The organism is Microbulbifer maximicatervae (SeqCode) (assembly GCF_052467385.1).
This window is the reverse complement of the sequence record NZ_CP174311.1, coordinates 433,959-446,504: the sequence shown is the minus strand read 5'-3', so window position 1 is coordinate 446,504 and position 12,546 is coordinate 433,959. Positions and strand designations below refer to the sequence as shown.

Sequence of the window (12,546 nt, the reverse complement as noted above, 5' to 3'; positions counted from 1 at the left end):
GACGTGCCCGCTATGCTCCTCATCCCCGCCCGCCGATACCAAGCCACCCCAGGCCGGTCACCCTTTACCCCCCTCTCCCCCCTCGCCGGGGAGGAGGAAGCCCGCCAATGACTGCTCCATACTCACCCTATCCTTTAAAGGTGGACTATCTCCACATTTCAAATAATGAAACAAGGCAGTAATCCATGAGCGGCAACAGCTATGAGTGGTGGCGCAATAGCGTTATTTATCAGATTTACCCACGCAGCTTCTGCGACGCCAACGGAGATGGCATCGGTGATATTCCCGGAATTACGCAAAAACTGGATTATGTAAAATCCCTCGGCGTAGACGCCATCTGGATCTCACCCTTTTTTAAATCGCCGATGGTGGATTTTGGCTATGACGTTGCCGACTACCGCGATGTAGACCCTATTTTTGGCAACCTGGAAGATTTCGACCGGATGATCGAAGCGGCCCACGAGCGCGGTCTGAAAGTGATTATCGACCAAATCCTCAGCCACACCTCGGACCAGCACCCCTGGTTCCAGGAGAGTCGTGCCAACCGCGACAACCCCAAAGCGGACTGGTATGTCTGGGTTGATCCCCAAGAAGATGGCACCCCTCCCAACAATTGGGTCTCCGTATTCGGAGGAGGCTCCTGGCGCTGGTGCACCCGCCGCCGCCAGTACTATTTAGCCAACTTCCTCAAAGAACAGCCGGACCTGAATGTGCACAACCCGGAAGTCCAGGAGCAGTTGCTCGCCGATATGAAGTTCTGGCTCGATCGGGGTGTAGATGGTTTCCGACTAGATGCGGTCAACTTTATTTTCCATCAGCAGGCCCTGGCCAATAACCCGGCGCGCCCGCTCAAGCTCGACGAGAAAGGCCTGCCACCAGTCAATCACTACGATTACCAGTGGCACCAGAATGATAAATCCCAGCCGGAAAACCTAGTGTTTCTCCAGCGGGTACGACAGTTAATGGATCAATATCCCGGCACTGTAACCGTGGGTGAAGTGGGCGACGACAACACCCACAAGATCATGGCTGAGTACACCACGGAAAAACGCCTGCACATGGCTTATTCCTTCGATCTATTGACCGAGGATTGCAGTGCGGGCTTCCTGCGCGAAACCCTGGAAAAAAACCGCGACGTAATCGACAAGGGCTGGCCCTGCTGGTCGATCAGCAATCACGATGTACCCCGCTCAATAACCCGCTGGAACAAAGGCTTTAACGACGATCAAGCCGATGCCAGAGCCCCGCTGTTCCTGCTGATGCAATTGGCACTGCGCGGCAGTGTCTGCCTCTATCAAGGGGAAGAACTGGGCCTGCCGGAAGCGGAAATTGCCTATGAAGATCTGGTAGACCCCTACGGCATTAATTTGTGGCCGGAATTCAAAGGCCGCGACGGCTGCCGTACACCGATGCCCTGGACCAATACCAGTGAAGACAACGCTGGCTTTTCTACAGCAAAACCCTGGCTGCCCGTTTCAACGGAGCACCAGCTGCGAGCGGTAGACGTGCAGCAAGACACTCAGCGCTCCATGCTCAACCGCTTCCGCGCATTGATCGATTGGCACCGGGAGCTACCCCAGTCGTTGGCGACAGCCGAGCAGGAAGTGATCGACACCGGCAGTGATTTATTTGCTTTTGTAAGGCGCAGCAACAGCGAAGAAATGCTGGTTGTTCTCAACCTGGGGCAAAACAGTGGCACCCTGGAATTACCTGCCGAGTTCTCCGGTGCGCACAATATTACCCCTGCACTGTTTGCTGGCAATGCGGAAGGAAATAGCTTAGAGCTAGCTGCCGCAGATGCCTGTGTGCTACTGCGTAAAAAAGCCTGATTGATTAGCAATATTTAAGTGATGCCCAGCTCATATTAGAGCCTGGGCATTCGAGTAAGAATTACAGTCTCTCTGCAACGTCTCTTCCTTTCGACGTCTGCTTTCCCGCCGGCACAATGCCGGCTTTTTTCTCCTTAACTCCAATAACTCATCATCTATTGCCTGCAATACAAAAAGCCAGATAAAAATATTCGATGTGACTCCCCTCTCAACGTAAGTCTTCGCTATTGGAAATAACCAAATGCAAGGCCAAAATCATCAACTAATGAAAAATACCAACTCATCGAGTTAAGAATCCTTCAATCTCAATTTAAAGCACTACCACTGGAGAGTCACGTCATATGATTTTTCAAATTAAAAATTGAAAAATTCAAAACGTTTATATAAAACCGATAATAGGACTTATATTTTAGCTACTTCGAAATGGGACTGTCCTTCCTTGAAGTACAAGGTGAGAGAGGCTTCTCGCAACCTTCCCACCCTATCAGTGAGACTAGTTTCCTTAACAAAATATATGAATTGCTTCTCCCAGTGAGTATAAGTTTACCTCTTCTTTCTAAAACAACCGTACTTAATTTCAAATATGCTACCAGGAGACTCCCGTGAAGCATTCAGTCTTACTTGGTACTTAACCGCGAATATCTTCCATAACATTGCTATTCAAACTGTCTTATATACAGCATTTCATATCTTGTTCTACTTTCAATATCAGAATTCAAGAGAAGCTTCTCCTATTTCTGGATAGAGCGAGCTAAGTCATTGACTTTAAAGGGGGTGACACTATTGTCACGAGCAAGAAAAGCAGGTAGATATATAGTCGCTGTTATATATCTACCTGTTGAGGATTGCGTCAGAGCCTCTAACCTACTGATATTGTTATATTTTTTGGTTAATCTTGGATGACTGCAACAGAAATATATAGAATGGTGATATAAAGACGCTTCTTTTGAATTAACTGTTATTGGTCGCTCGCTCCAGTTTTGCGGGGGTTCAATAAAGAATAGCAGGTAATTATTAGGTTGCTGTATAAAAAAACAGTATTGGCGGGAAAGCCCATAGCCAACGGTTCGACCTTCATGTAAGCTTCGAAGCTTCAGCGACGCTCGCATAACGAAGTTAATGCGGACGGCGCAGCCGCTTCGAAGCAAGGCCGCGAACCTAGTGCTGCTAGTTTCTCTCTCCGAATCGTGGTAGACAATAAAAGAAAGATATTTGTAGTGGATTTGTACACAGTGCCACGAGCAACAAATAACAACCCGATTATGCGGAAACCTAAAAGTTGTCATTCCCTTTGCTTGCACAAAGGCACTGCCAACTTTCTTAACGGTTCCGCATATCTATTTTCGTTATTGGTCGCTCGCTCCAGTTTTGCGGGGGTTCAATAAAGAATAGCAGGTAATTATTAGGTTGCTGTATAAAAAAACAGTATTGGCGGGAAAGCCCATAGCCAACGGTTCGACCTTCATGTAAGCTTCGAAGCTTCAGCGACGCTCGCATAACGAAGTTAATGCGGACGGCGCAGCCGCTTCGAAGCAAGGCCGCGAACCTAGTGCTGCTAGTTTCTCTCTCCGAATCGTGGTAGACAATAAAAGAAAGATATTTGTAGTGGATTTGTACACAGTGCCACGAGCAACAAATAACAACCCGATTATGCGGAAACCTAAAAGTTGTCATTCCCTTTGCTTGCACAAAGGCACTGCCAACTTTCTTAACGGTTCCGCATATCTATTTTCGTTAGGCGTCCAAGAGGATTGAGTCCCTAATGGAAATTAGCGATATTAGAAAAACGTTTGAAGAGTTCGTTGGTACAGAAAGATATTTGAACTTTTTGGCTACTATCTGTTGCTCCAACAAAGAAAATAGTCGCCTTAAATTCAAACAAGAACTTGAATGGGAAAAATTCGTTAGTGAGTATGGGCTAGGCTACAAAACATACCAAGAAATATGGTCGTTGTTTCAATACTGCCATTTGCATCAAGTAGAGCTTGAGCAGGATCATGCTGAAATCATCTATGGTAGCTAAGATAGGTTGTTCGCCTAACAAGCGGCTGCATTTCGTTCCGGCCTTCGACCTCCACCGGACTCGCTGCGCTCGCCGATGAGCCGGGCGTTAGCACTCAATATGAAACGAGCATTACTTATTATTACTTCATTCCTTTGTTCCTGTGATTCAGGCGTGGAATGGAAAGATAGGCCGTATGAGGTTATATGGATTGATACGGGTGACAATCGAACGCTTAATCACGAGATAAGTGAAAATGCCTCAATCGGTCGAGTTGAAGCTGAAGTTATAGCTGTCGGAATTAACGAGAAGTATGTAGTAGCAAAACAAAAACCAATTGGCGGTGGCTCTATTTCATATTTCTACATAGACCGGGCAAAAGATGATAAATACTTAAATTGGGATGAAATTACTCAAGGGCCATTCTCGGAGGCTAGGTTTTTGCAACTGAAAACTGAATTGGGCCTTCCAGAGTTTAGCAAGGAGTTCTAGTGAAAAGTGCTAGCAAGGCAATTAAAAATCGCCCACAAAAAACGTGGACTGGACTCGCTAACGCTCGCCTTTTATTGCGGCGTTAGCAATACGCGTTGACGGGCGTTTCTTTGCAATAGGTAGCATGAAAAGAATTGATAAAATAAAAAGTTATTGTTGTATCGGCCTCTTCTATGCAGTGGAAGAGGCGGAAGGTGGTGACGAAGTTAAAGTTAAATACACTCGTTCATTTAGGGGGAAGTCCGTTTGGTATGTTGAAGTTCCGGATGGGTCAATTGGTGGAAATCTAATTTCGTATTGCCCATGGTGTGGTACTAAGCTCCCTAAAACACCATATCTAGTGCAAGGTTCCGAAGCTTGAGTGCTATCAAATTGCTAACAAGTGACTATGGTTGTTCGTCAAGTTATTAAGCCATACTTTCATCCCAGTAGGTGTTATTTTTCACCATCGTATTCAGTATCGTAATCTGCTTTCTCATGCAGGCAATCAGAGCGACCTTTTTAGGTTTGCCAGCGTCGACTAATCGCTTGTACATCGGCTTTAGTTTGGGATGATGCTGTATGGCCGACATGATGGAAACAAACAAAACCGTTCGTACACGATGCCTTCCACCCCGAATATATCTCTTTCCCTGGAAGCTGCCGCTATCACGGTTCATCGGGGCGATACCGACAAGTGCAGCGATTTCTTTACGGTTCAATTTTCCTAGCTCGGGAAGTTCACTCATCAACGTATAAGCCAATACATTTCCGACCCCTTTAGCACTCAACAATAAGTCGCGCCTTTGCTGCCACTCAGACACACTGTTAACCAGTTTATCTAGTTGCTTGTCGATACCTTGTAGCTCTTTCTTGATGGTGTTTAGAATGGTCCGTATAGGTTTGTGTACTGATTTCGGCATTCTCTGAAGCCGATTCTTTTGCATTGTACTCATCTCTAAACACTGACTTCTTACCGCCAGTAAGTCACTGATCTCCCTAAGCTTTTCTGGCTTTAGCACCGACAGCCTTGGCTTCATGGCCTCACCAAAATGTGCAATATCTATTGCATCTAGCTTGTCAGTTTTGGCGAGGCGCCCTGTGGATTTAGCGAAGCTTCTTATCTGTGAAGGGTTGCAAACAACAACAGGTAATCCTGCTTTATCAGCGGCGCAAACAAACTCTAATTCAAGTCTTCCTGTAGACTCTATTAATACTCTTTGAGGTTTAAGAGGTTGTAATTGTTTAATGGCATCCTTAATGCCATTTTTATCATTGGCAACACTAAAGAATTGGCCAGTAGGTCTCACATAAATATCGAGTTGTTTACTGCTGGTATCGATACCGACATTGATCTCTTGAGGTTCCATAAGATAAGCTATCTCCGCCTTGCTATTCGGGCTCGAGGCCCACATGACTATCCGAGTTATGCCTAGTGAGTGCTTATCGCGTTCATACTTGTTATCGGTCTTTTACGAACCGGCCAGGCAGCGAACTGTGATAAACAAGGCCTTCGGTGGCCGCCGAAGGTGGGTCTCAATTTACCCGTTAGCGAAAAGGATTTTCAACATCAGAATCGATCAAGAACAACCATACAAGGCCAGGCAGCATGGCTCCGGGCTACACGTTTTGCGCTGGTCGCTGCGCTCCCATTTTTGCGCTAAACGCGTACAAGGTAAGCTGCCCCTGCTGGCGGCGTTACGTAGCTCAAGGAAATCATGCTACCCACTACATATAAAGTAAAAGATATTGGAAATGGTGCTTTGTCAGTCATGGCAAAGCCTGTGTCTGGCGAATGGATCGAAGATGAATTCCAGGGGCTTGCCCGTCTAGGCATTGACAAAATTGTGAGCCTTCTAGAATTATTCGAGCAGCGCGAAGTTGGATTAGAATCAGAAGAAGAGCTTTGCCAAAAGAATTCGATAGAGTATGTTTCTTTTCCTATACCTGATCGAGGTCTTCCAATTACAAAAGATGCGATAGAACTAGCTGATCAACTTCTACAGGAGATTTCATCAGGTAAACATGTCGCAATTCATTGTCGAGCAGGTATCGGTCGCACTGGTATTATTGCCGGTGCGGTGCTGGTAAGATCGGGCCTAACTTCACAAGAAGCGCTATCACTCATATCTCAGGCCAGAGGTGTCCACGTACCGGATACAGAGGAACAAATAGAGTGGTTAGGATTGGTTTAAAGTGTCGCTACGTAACAAGTCGGTGATGTTCGTTCCAGCCACTGCGTGGCTTCCACCGGACCTCCGCTGCTTCGCAGCTCCGGCCGCATACCCAGGGCGTTAAATTTCCGGGAGGTTGCACTTGGAAGCGAGAAATTACATAGGTCTAGCCTTGATTTTTGCAGGTGTCGGACTCCAGCCAGTAGGCTGGATGTACTCAATGATTGCACATGTTGTGTCTTTTATTCTTATTGTTCTAGGCGTGTTTATTTTCTGTACTCAGAAATACCTCGACCATGTCGCGGAGAAAGAGAATCGGAGGTACGAAAAAGGTACCGGTTTGCCCGGGGATATAGAGGGGCACAGTGGCTGGGATAATGGCGGCAAGACAACAGCCTACGAAAATTCTAGCTTTGGCGGCGGAGATAGTGGCAGCGATTAAATTTAACAATCAAAGGTTGCAGACGGCATGGTGCGTCATCCGCTTTGCAAAGACCCGAAAAGCGGCCGCCACACCATCCCGCTGTAACTTTGGGCGTTATGCATAAGAGAAATTCACGGTGATGACAAAAATAAAGGATGTTAAAGAAGTTATAGCAACGAGGGAACTCATCTATATATCTAATACAGGCAAGCGTGAAGTGGCAAAAGTTGAAATAGGAAAGCCTTTCCAAGTCGAGGAGGGTGACTATGTCTGTCCTTATCTGGTTGGCTCAGAAAGTTATGAGCATATTTTTGGCACAGTTGGCATTGATTCCTTCCAGGCATTAGAGCTTTCAATGAAAACCATGGAGTCAGAACTTATTTATTGGGTGAGCAAAAAAGGTGGATCCTTTGAGTTCTTGGGTGAGCCGGGCACAGGCCTAGAGAAAAATACATAACAATACGCTGTTGTCGCCGCGTTGCGGCTGGGACCTCCGCTCCATCGCTTCGCTCCTACACTACGGCCCCAAAGCTTTGCGTTATGCATCACCATGAATAAAGATATCGAGATTAAAAAATTACCACCTGAGATAAAAGTGTGTGGTATGGCAATTAAACCTGTTCGCGGAGTAACCGAAGAGGGAAAAACTATATATGAAGAAGATATGCAGATTGAGCTAAAAAACATAGGAGGAAAAGCTCTATCCTTTGTTGACTGCAATCTTTCTTACTATGATGCTCAGGGCGAGTTTATAGGGTGTGATTCAGATGGAAGTCTTTCATTAGTTAAGCCAAATGAAAGTGTATTTGTTTCTATCCCTATGCTTAGCCCAAGTAATACATCTAAAAAACTCTTAGAAGTTAGTATTCAAACTGCAGAAGGTATTTTTAGTAAGTATATTTCATGGGTTTTTCTAGCAGGTGCATTAGTATTTTTGGTTTATCAAAATTATTCAGCTTAATATACATAACAAGGCGTTCAAATTCGTTCTGCACCGTTGGTGCTCCACCGGACACAAAAAGCCATGGCACATTTCAATTTGCCACAACTTTTTGTGCCGTTTAGCTTGGCGTTAAGTTTTTTGAGAGGTCGTTCCATTAAAACAAATAATCTTGAAATTCATAGAGCAGAGCCTGCAGTAATTGAGTTGAATGGCTTCCTCAATGCATTAAGATGTGTGATCGACTGTCCGAAAAGGATATTTAGTGCAACACTTGTCGAAAAGAATGCTGATTTAAACTCTATTGTCGAAGACACAATAAAAAGTATTGGTGAGTTTGGAAAACTCATAGAACAAAGACAATCTGATTACAACACTACTTATCAATTATTCATCGATCATATTTATAAGAAAATATCGGATACCAAAACTAGGGCTTTGGATAATTTAGATTGGAATCTAATTGAGTATTATGGTCTTATCTCAACATCAGACCAAGAAGATGGCCCTTGGAATAGATTTATTAGTCAAGAACATACGATTTTAAGATTTCTTGATGATGACGGTGATGAGTACACTTTATTCTTTGTAGAATTTAGTGATTTTGTAGTGGTAACCCAATTGGGGTTAGCATGGAACGAGAAATAAACATAACCAGGGCATGCACCCGACCTCCGGCAATTTGCACCTTTTTTGCGGTAGAGCTGCAAAAAAGCCTCCAATTACCTCCGGCTGGTGATGCAGGCGTTATGTTTTTAGGAGATTGATGCGGTGACATGGATGATATTGGCTGCACCGGCAGCTATGGCGCTCATCGTTCTTCTTATTATTCGATTGTTTAGCAAGGTTGGAGGATACATCCTTTGCTGTATGCTCTTCCTAGTCGGAGTCGCTCTATCTGTGTATGACTTCTATGCCGGTATTCTGAGTACGGAGCACTTGGCTGGTGACTGGGATTGGATTGGATTGGTATCAGGATCCTACTAGCAATGGGGCTAAGCGTGGTGGCTGGTTGCATTTTATTTTTGGTGTATTGCGCACTCCATGCGGCACTTTCACAGAAATATAACAAAACCCAGTGGTAAATCCAGCTTCGCTGTCTGGACAAATCAATGCGGCTGCGCCGCTATGGATGGCGTTAAATGAAGAAAGGAATTAAGAATACAGGAATACAATTACTGATCTTATTGGGCTTGTTTGTTGCTTCTATCGTTTGGTGGAGGCTTTGGTTTTACCAAGGCTTCGTTGGCCCCATTCCTTTCTTACATTGGTTTATCAGCGTGGATGGTGAGGCCTCGTATGACTTAACCTATTGTGAAATACTTATTCAACTTATACTGATTTGGCTATTATCTAATGTGTTTTACTATATAAAAAAACGTTATGGTAAGAGTATTTAACCACCTCAGGCACGCGACCCACTTTTCATTCCGCCTTTCGGCTACACAAATAGTGCTCGCATGCTAAAGGCGTTCTGTGTCAAAGGAGTTATCGTGAGTATACCTAAAAGGGGAAGTAGAAAAATTGTAGTAGAAGGAAATTCGTACCGTTGGATCGTACGAGACCGGCCGACTTACACACAAGCTTGTCAAGGTGGGAAAATGCTTGCTGCTATTGAATTAGATAGCCAAAAAGGTTCTACGTTATCGGTTGAATTCAAGTGGCTGCGTCCAGATGTTACAATAACTAGCTATCCAAACTCTGTGACGCCAAAGTTAATTGAGTCATGTATTAAGAGTGCAATAAACGAAGGCTGGAATCCAATTAATCCTGGTCCAGCTTATAATTATTATTGCGAACTAGATCAACACAGAGCAAATGTATCAAATTGATGCCTACACTATCGCTTCGGCACAGTTTATACAGACGTATTGTGTAAAGGGATTTCATGACACTTTTCATATTAGGCATTCTTTCGGTGACAGTATTTTCCCCATTAGTATTGCCTTGGGGTCAAAAACTACTGATTTATTGTACTGTCGTATGGTTTTTGTTGTGGCTTATCTTTTTCTTACAAACTGAGCGTGAAAGTAACCCAATTTATGATGTAGGTATAGTTGGCGATAGTGCTACTTTAGGTATTTCAATTTTGGCCTTTGCTATCGTAGTATTTGCACGTAGCTTTATTCATTTTGTCATGAATAAAGCTAATCATAATCAAGTATGATAAGCGTAGGTAGAATTGCAAATACCACATATTTGCTGGACCTCCGCCATTTGGTGAATGTTAACTATCTAAGGGCTTTCGATGCAAATTAAATCGGTACATCCAGTAGTAAAAGCCTTCCTGATTTATCTTTTAAGTGTTATAACAATTGCGATGCTCTTTGCCCTATTTGATGATTGGATAAAGGAAAAAACCAACTACTCGCTCATTTTGAAAGGATACATTGTTGGCCCCCTCGTTTGGCCGGTAGCTTATTTGGGGCTGATTTATGGTAAATCGAGAAGTTCAGACAGTAGTTAGTGATGACAACTCCAAATCTTACCAAGGTTACAAGCTGATAGAGAGGCAGCCACATAACAATCACAGGCACATCGACGGCTTTTCCATTTCGGCCTCGCCTTGATTTTAAAGCCCTGCATATTGCGGGGAGTATGAGGCATAAGAGTGTATACCTACGAACTTGAAAAGAACATTTGGTCTGAGAAAGACTTCTCCCTAATGGGGTGGCACGACTCCAAAATATGGGGTTTCCTGGCTGATACGGAGAATTTCGAGTTTATGATAGATCTCGATTACATTTTTCAATGGATTCATCCAAGGGAAGGGGAAACGTATTTTAAGTTCTGGGTTGCTCCAGTTACGATGGTATTTGAAAATGCTTGCAATATTTTACTTGACATTGAATCAAGGCAAGGTGAGCTAGAAATCGCCGATCTGCATATGGTGAATGAGAGAAAAACAAAGAATGGTCGCTTCGATGAGTACGATTTTCGTTTTGACTGCCAGGAAGGGGAATTTAAAATAAGCGCCACAGGTTTCAAAATGTACGTTCGTAAAGCACCAATTTTACAGAGTGGGAAAGCTTTGAATTACAAATTACGCGGAGGTATAGATTTTAGCCGAGAGTACAGTAGCTCATAATAAGTGACTATGGTCGCTCATCAAGTTTTTAAGCCATACTTTCATTCCAATAGGTGTTATTTTTTACCATCGTATTCAGGGTCGTAATCTGCTTTCTCATGCAGAAAATCAGAGCCACCTTTTTAGGTTTGCCAGAGTCCACTAATCGCTTATACATCGGCTTTGGCATGGGATCGTATTGTATGGCGAAGAGTTTGTAGTTGTTTAATGGTATCCTTAATACCATTTTTATCACTGGTAAAACTAAAGAATTAATCAGTAGGTCTCACATAAATATCCAGTTGTTTGCTACCGGTATCGATACTGACATTGATCTCTTGAGGTTCCATAAGATAAGCTATCTCCGCCTTGCTATCCAGGCTAGAGGCCCACATGACTATTCAAGTTATGCCTAGTGAGTGTCTGTCACGTTCCTACTTGTTTTATAAACCGGCGCAGCAACGAACTGTGACAAACAAGGCCTTCGGTGGCCGCAGAAGGTGGATCTCAATTTACCCGTTAGCGAAAAGGATTTTCAACATCAGAATCGATTAAGAACAACCATACAAGTCGCAGCAATCGCTCTCTTTGTGCGAAGCGTTACTTACGGAGAAACTCTTGAAAAAAACAACCTTTTTTTTATTCGCTCTATTTGCCACAAGTAATACCATCGCTCAGGAAGACAATTACTACTTAAGAATATCTTATGGCAGCGTTGACACAGATATTGAAGCCCAAGAAGTTATAGATAGTTATGATTATTCACTGTCAGATTCAGAAGGCTGGAGCTTTTCAGCCGGTTACCGGATCAATAGGTTTCTCGCTTTAGAAGGTGGATTTAGCGATTTAGGAAAATCTAGTGGAATGTACCACTACTCAAGTACAGATACTAACTTTAGCATTACAGAAAACCTCAGCTCAGAGATTAAGTTAAAGACACTAGGCTTATCTATTTCTACTGATACGAAAAAAGCATTATATACAGGGCTTCGATTTGGATATCAGCGCTGGGATGTTAAATATAAATTCAAAGGGGAGTATTTGGAGTACCTTGCGGCCCCAACTGTTATTGGTGCTCCAGGTAGCGGGGGACCTGTTGAATACTCAGAATCAAGCAAATGGCGCAACGATGGTTACGATTGGTACTATGGGATAGCAGCAGGTTGGAATTATCAGAATTGGGCCATAATCCTGGAACACACAATCTATAACGTCGATAATGAAACCCCATCTTTCTCTGCATTAGCGCTTAGCTATAATTTCTGAATAATCAGTTTACAGATTCGAAGGCGGCCTCATCGAGGGCCGCGCTATTTTTAAAATAGTATCAGATCCTTGATACATCTCGATCTAGAGCCAATACTCACGGATAGATCGAGTGGTATGATAACAGAGCAACCTAAATGTCCATCGTCATCGCTGTGAGTCCTCACTTAACGGCCAGTGGTTCAAGCAACCGAGATGGGTACGTGGCATCCTTGATTTAATATCGCTCTTGAAAAGTAGATGCTTAACAAATTAGTGCTGTTCGCCTAAACACTAGGGTTAGGACTTACCTACTAATAGTAGATACCCTATATAGTTGGGTTTTGGCCTATCATGAAATGCACTATAAGCTAAATAGAACTTAGGCATATAC

16 protein-coding genes are annotated in these 12,546 nt (G+C 43.8%); 15 read left to right on the top strand and 1 reads right to left on the bottom strand.

The annotated features are described in order from the left end of the window. Nucleotides 1-185 precede the first annotated feature (185 nt). From ACJJIR_RS02030 to ACJJIR_RS02015, 4 genes are all read left to right on the top strand, one after another. Nucleotides 186-1,829: an alpha-amylase family glycosyl hydrolase gene (locus ACJJIR_RS02030; RefSeq protein WP_444907155.1), complete on the top strand. Its 1,644-nt coding sequence runs from the start codon at nt 186-188 to the stop codon at nt 1,827-1,829. A gap of 1,762 nt (nt 1,830-3,591) precedes the next feature. Next, complete coding sequence (locus ACJJIR_RS02025) at nt 3,592-3,852, top strand: hypothetical protein (protein WP_444907154.1); 261 nt, start codon at nt 3,592-3,594, stop codon at nt 3,850-3,852. 99 nt (nt 3,853-3,951) lie between these two features. Further along, nucleotides 3,952-4,323: a hypothetical protein gene (locus ACJJIR_RS02020; RefSeq protein ID WP_444895981.1), complete on the top strand. Its 372-nt coding sequence runs from the start codon at nt 3,952-3,954 to the stop codon at nt 4,321-4,323. Between the two features lie 124 nt (nt 4,324-4,447). Further along, nucleotides 4,448-4,684 (top strand): hypothetical protein, encoded by a 237-nt coding sequence (locus ACJJIR_RS02015; protein WP_444907153.1) that lies wholly within the window; start codon nt 4,448-4,450, stop codon nt 4,682-4,684. Nucleotides 4,685-4,730: 46 nt separating this feature from the next. Here the strand turns inward: ACJJIR_RS02015 and ACJJIR_RS02010 are convergent, their stop codons facing one another. Further along, nucleotides 4,731-5,672, bottom strand: coding sequence for an IS110 family RNA-guided transposase (locus ACJJIR_RS02010; RefSeq protein ID WP_444907036.1), 942 nt, complete (start codon nt 5,670-5,672; stop codon nt 4,731-4,733). Nucleotides 5,673-6,020: 348 nt separating this feature from the next. Between ACJJIR_RS02010 and ACJJIR_RS02005 the strand changes: the two genes are divergently transcribed. The 11 genes from ACJJIR_RS02005 to ACJJIR_RS01955 all read left to right on the top strand — a co-directional run bounded on the left by ACJJIR_RS02005 (nt 6,021) and on the right by ACJJIR_RS01955 (nt 12,173). Further along, nucleotides 6,021-6,497, top strand: coding sequence for a protein-tyrosine phosphatase family protein (locus ACJJIR_RS02005; RefSeq protein ID WP_444907152.1), 477 nt, complete (start codon nt 6,021-6,023; stop codon nt 6,495-6,497). 199 nt (nt 6,498-6,696) lie between these two features. Beyond that, complete coding sequence (locus tag ACJJIR_RS02000) at nt 6,697-6,918, top strand: hypothetical protein (protein ID WP_444907151.1); 222 nt, start codon at nt 6,697-6,699, stop codon at nt 6,916-6,918. Between the two features lie 121 nt (nt 6,919-7,039). Beyond that, nucleotides 7,040-7,357, top strand: coding sequence for a DUF6968 family protein (locus ACJJIR_RS01995; protein WP_444907150.1), 318 nt, complete (start codon nt 7,040-7,042; stop codon nt 7,355-7,357). Between the two features lie 93 nt (nt 7,358-7,450). Next, nucleotides 7,451-7,861, top strand: coding sequence for a hypothetical protein (locus tag ACJJIR_RS01990; RefSeq protein WP_444907149.1), 411 nt, complete (start codon nt 7,451-7,453; stop codon nt 7,859-7,861). A 63-nt stretch (nt 7,862-7,924) separates the two neighbouring features. Then, the gene (locus ACJJIR_RS01985; protein WP_444907148.1) at nt 7,925-8,488 is read left to right on the top strand and encodes a hypothetical protein; all 564 of its coding nucleotides are present in this window, start codon (nt 7,925-7,927) and stop codon (nt 8,486-8,488) included. Between the two features lie 494 nt (nt 8,489-8,982). After that, a complete protein-coding gene (locus tag ACJJIR_RS01980) occupies nt 8,983-9,240 on the top strand; it encodes a hypothetical protein (protein WP_444907147.1) in 258 nt (85 codons plus the stop codon). Between the two features lie 93 nt (nt 9,241-9,333). Then, nucleotides 9,334-9,672, top strand: coding sequence for a hypothetical protein (locus ACJJIR_RS01975; RefSeq protein WP_444907146.1), 339 nt, complete (start codon nt 9,334-9,336; stop codon nt 9,670-9,672). A 56-nt stretch (nt 9,673-9,728) separates the two neighbouring features. Further along, nucleotides 9,729-10,007, top strand: coding sequence for a hypothetical protein (locus ACJJIR_RS01970; protein WP_444907145.1), 279 nt, complete (start codon nt 9,729-9,731; stop codon nt 10,005-10,007). Nucleotides 10,008-10,088: 81 nt separating this feature from the next. After that, nucleotides 10,089-10,307, top strand: coding sequence for a hypothetical protein (locus tag ACJJIR_RS01965; RefSeq protein ID WP_444907144.1), 219 nt, complete (start codon nt 10,089-10,091; stop codon nt 10,305-10,307). A gap of 258 nt (nt 10,308-10,565) precedes the next feature. Next, nucleotides 10,566-10,928, top strand: coding sequence for a hypothetical protein (locus ACJJIR_RS01960; protein ID WP_444907143.1), 363 nt, complete (start codon nt 10,566-10,568; stop codon nt 10,926-10,928). Between the two features lie 597 nt (nt 10,929-11,525). Next, nucleotides 11,526-12,173 (top strand): outer membrane beta-barrel protein, encoded by a 648-nt coding sequence (locus ACJJIR_RS01955; RefSeq protein WP_444907142.1) that lies wholly within the window; start codon nt 11,526-11,528, stop codon nt 12,171-12,173. Nucleotides 12,174-12,546: the final 373 nt, after the last annotated feature.

What these genes read in the sequence shown, in the direction of transcription:
- ACJJIR_RS02030 (WP_444907155.1), top strand. Translation starts at nt 186, where the DNA reads ATGAGCGGCAACAGCTATGAGTGGTGGCGCAATAGCGTTATTTATCAG.
- ACJJIR_RS02025 (WP_444907154.1), top strand. Translation starts at nt 3,592, where the DNA reads ATGGAAATTAGCGATATTAGAAAAACGTTTGAAGAGTTCGTTGGTACA.
- ACJJIR_RS02020 (WP_444895981.1), top strand. Translation starts at nt 3,952, where the DNA reads ATGAAACGAGCATTACTTATTATTACTTCATTCCTTTGTTCCTGTGAT.
- ACJJIR_RS02015 (WP_444907153.1), top strand. Translation starts at nt 4,448, where the DNA reads ATGAAAAGAATTGATAAAATAAAAAGTTATTGTTGTATCGGCCTCTTC.
- ACJJIR_RS02010 (WP_444907036.1), bottom strand. Translation starts at nt 5,672, where the DNA reads ATGGAACCTCAAGAGATCAATGTCGGTATCGATACCAGCAGTAAACAA.
- ACJJIR_RS02005 (WP_444907152.1), top strand. Translation starts at nt 6,021, where the DNA reads ATGCTACCCACTACATATAAAGTAAAAGATATTGGAAATGGTGCTTTG.
- ACJJIR_RS02000 (WP_444907151.1), top strand. Translation starts at nt 6,697, where the DNA reads ATGATTGCACATGTTGTGTCTTTTATTCTTATTGTTCTAGGCGTGTTT.
- ACJJIR_RS01995 (WP_444907150.1), top strand. Translation starts at nt 7,040, where the DNA reads ATGACAAAAATAAAGGATGTTAAAGAAGTTATAGCAACGAGGGAACTC.
- ACJJIR_RS01990 (WP_444907149.1), top strand. Translation starts at nt 7,451, where the DNA reads ATGAATAAAGATATCGAGATTAAAAAATTACCACCTGAGATAAAAGTG.
- ACJJIR_RS01985 (WP_444907148.1), top strand. Translation starts at nt 7,925, where the DNA reads ATGGCACATTTCAATTTGCCACAACTTTTTGTGCCGTTTAGCTTGGCG.
- ACJJIR_RS01980 (WP_444907147.1), top strand. Translation starts at nt 8,983, where the DNA reads ATGAAGAAAGGAATTAAGAATACAGGAATACAATTACTGATCTTATTG.
- ACJJIR_RS01970 (WP_444907145.1), top strand. Translation starts at nt 9,729, where the DNA reads ATGACACTTTTCATATTAGGCATTCTTTCGGTGACAGTATTTTCCCCA.
- ACJJIR_RS01965 (WP_444907144.1), top strand. Translation starts at nt 10,089, where the DNA reads ATGCAAATTAAATCGGTACATCCAGTAGTAAAAGCCTTCCTGATTTAT.
- ACJJIR_RS01960 (WP_444907143.1), top strand. Translation starts at nt 10,566, where the DNA reads ATGATAGATCTCGATTACATTTTTCAATGGATTCATCCAAGGGAAGGG.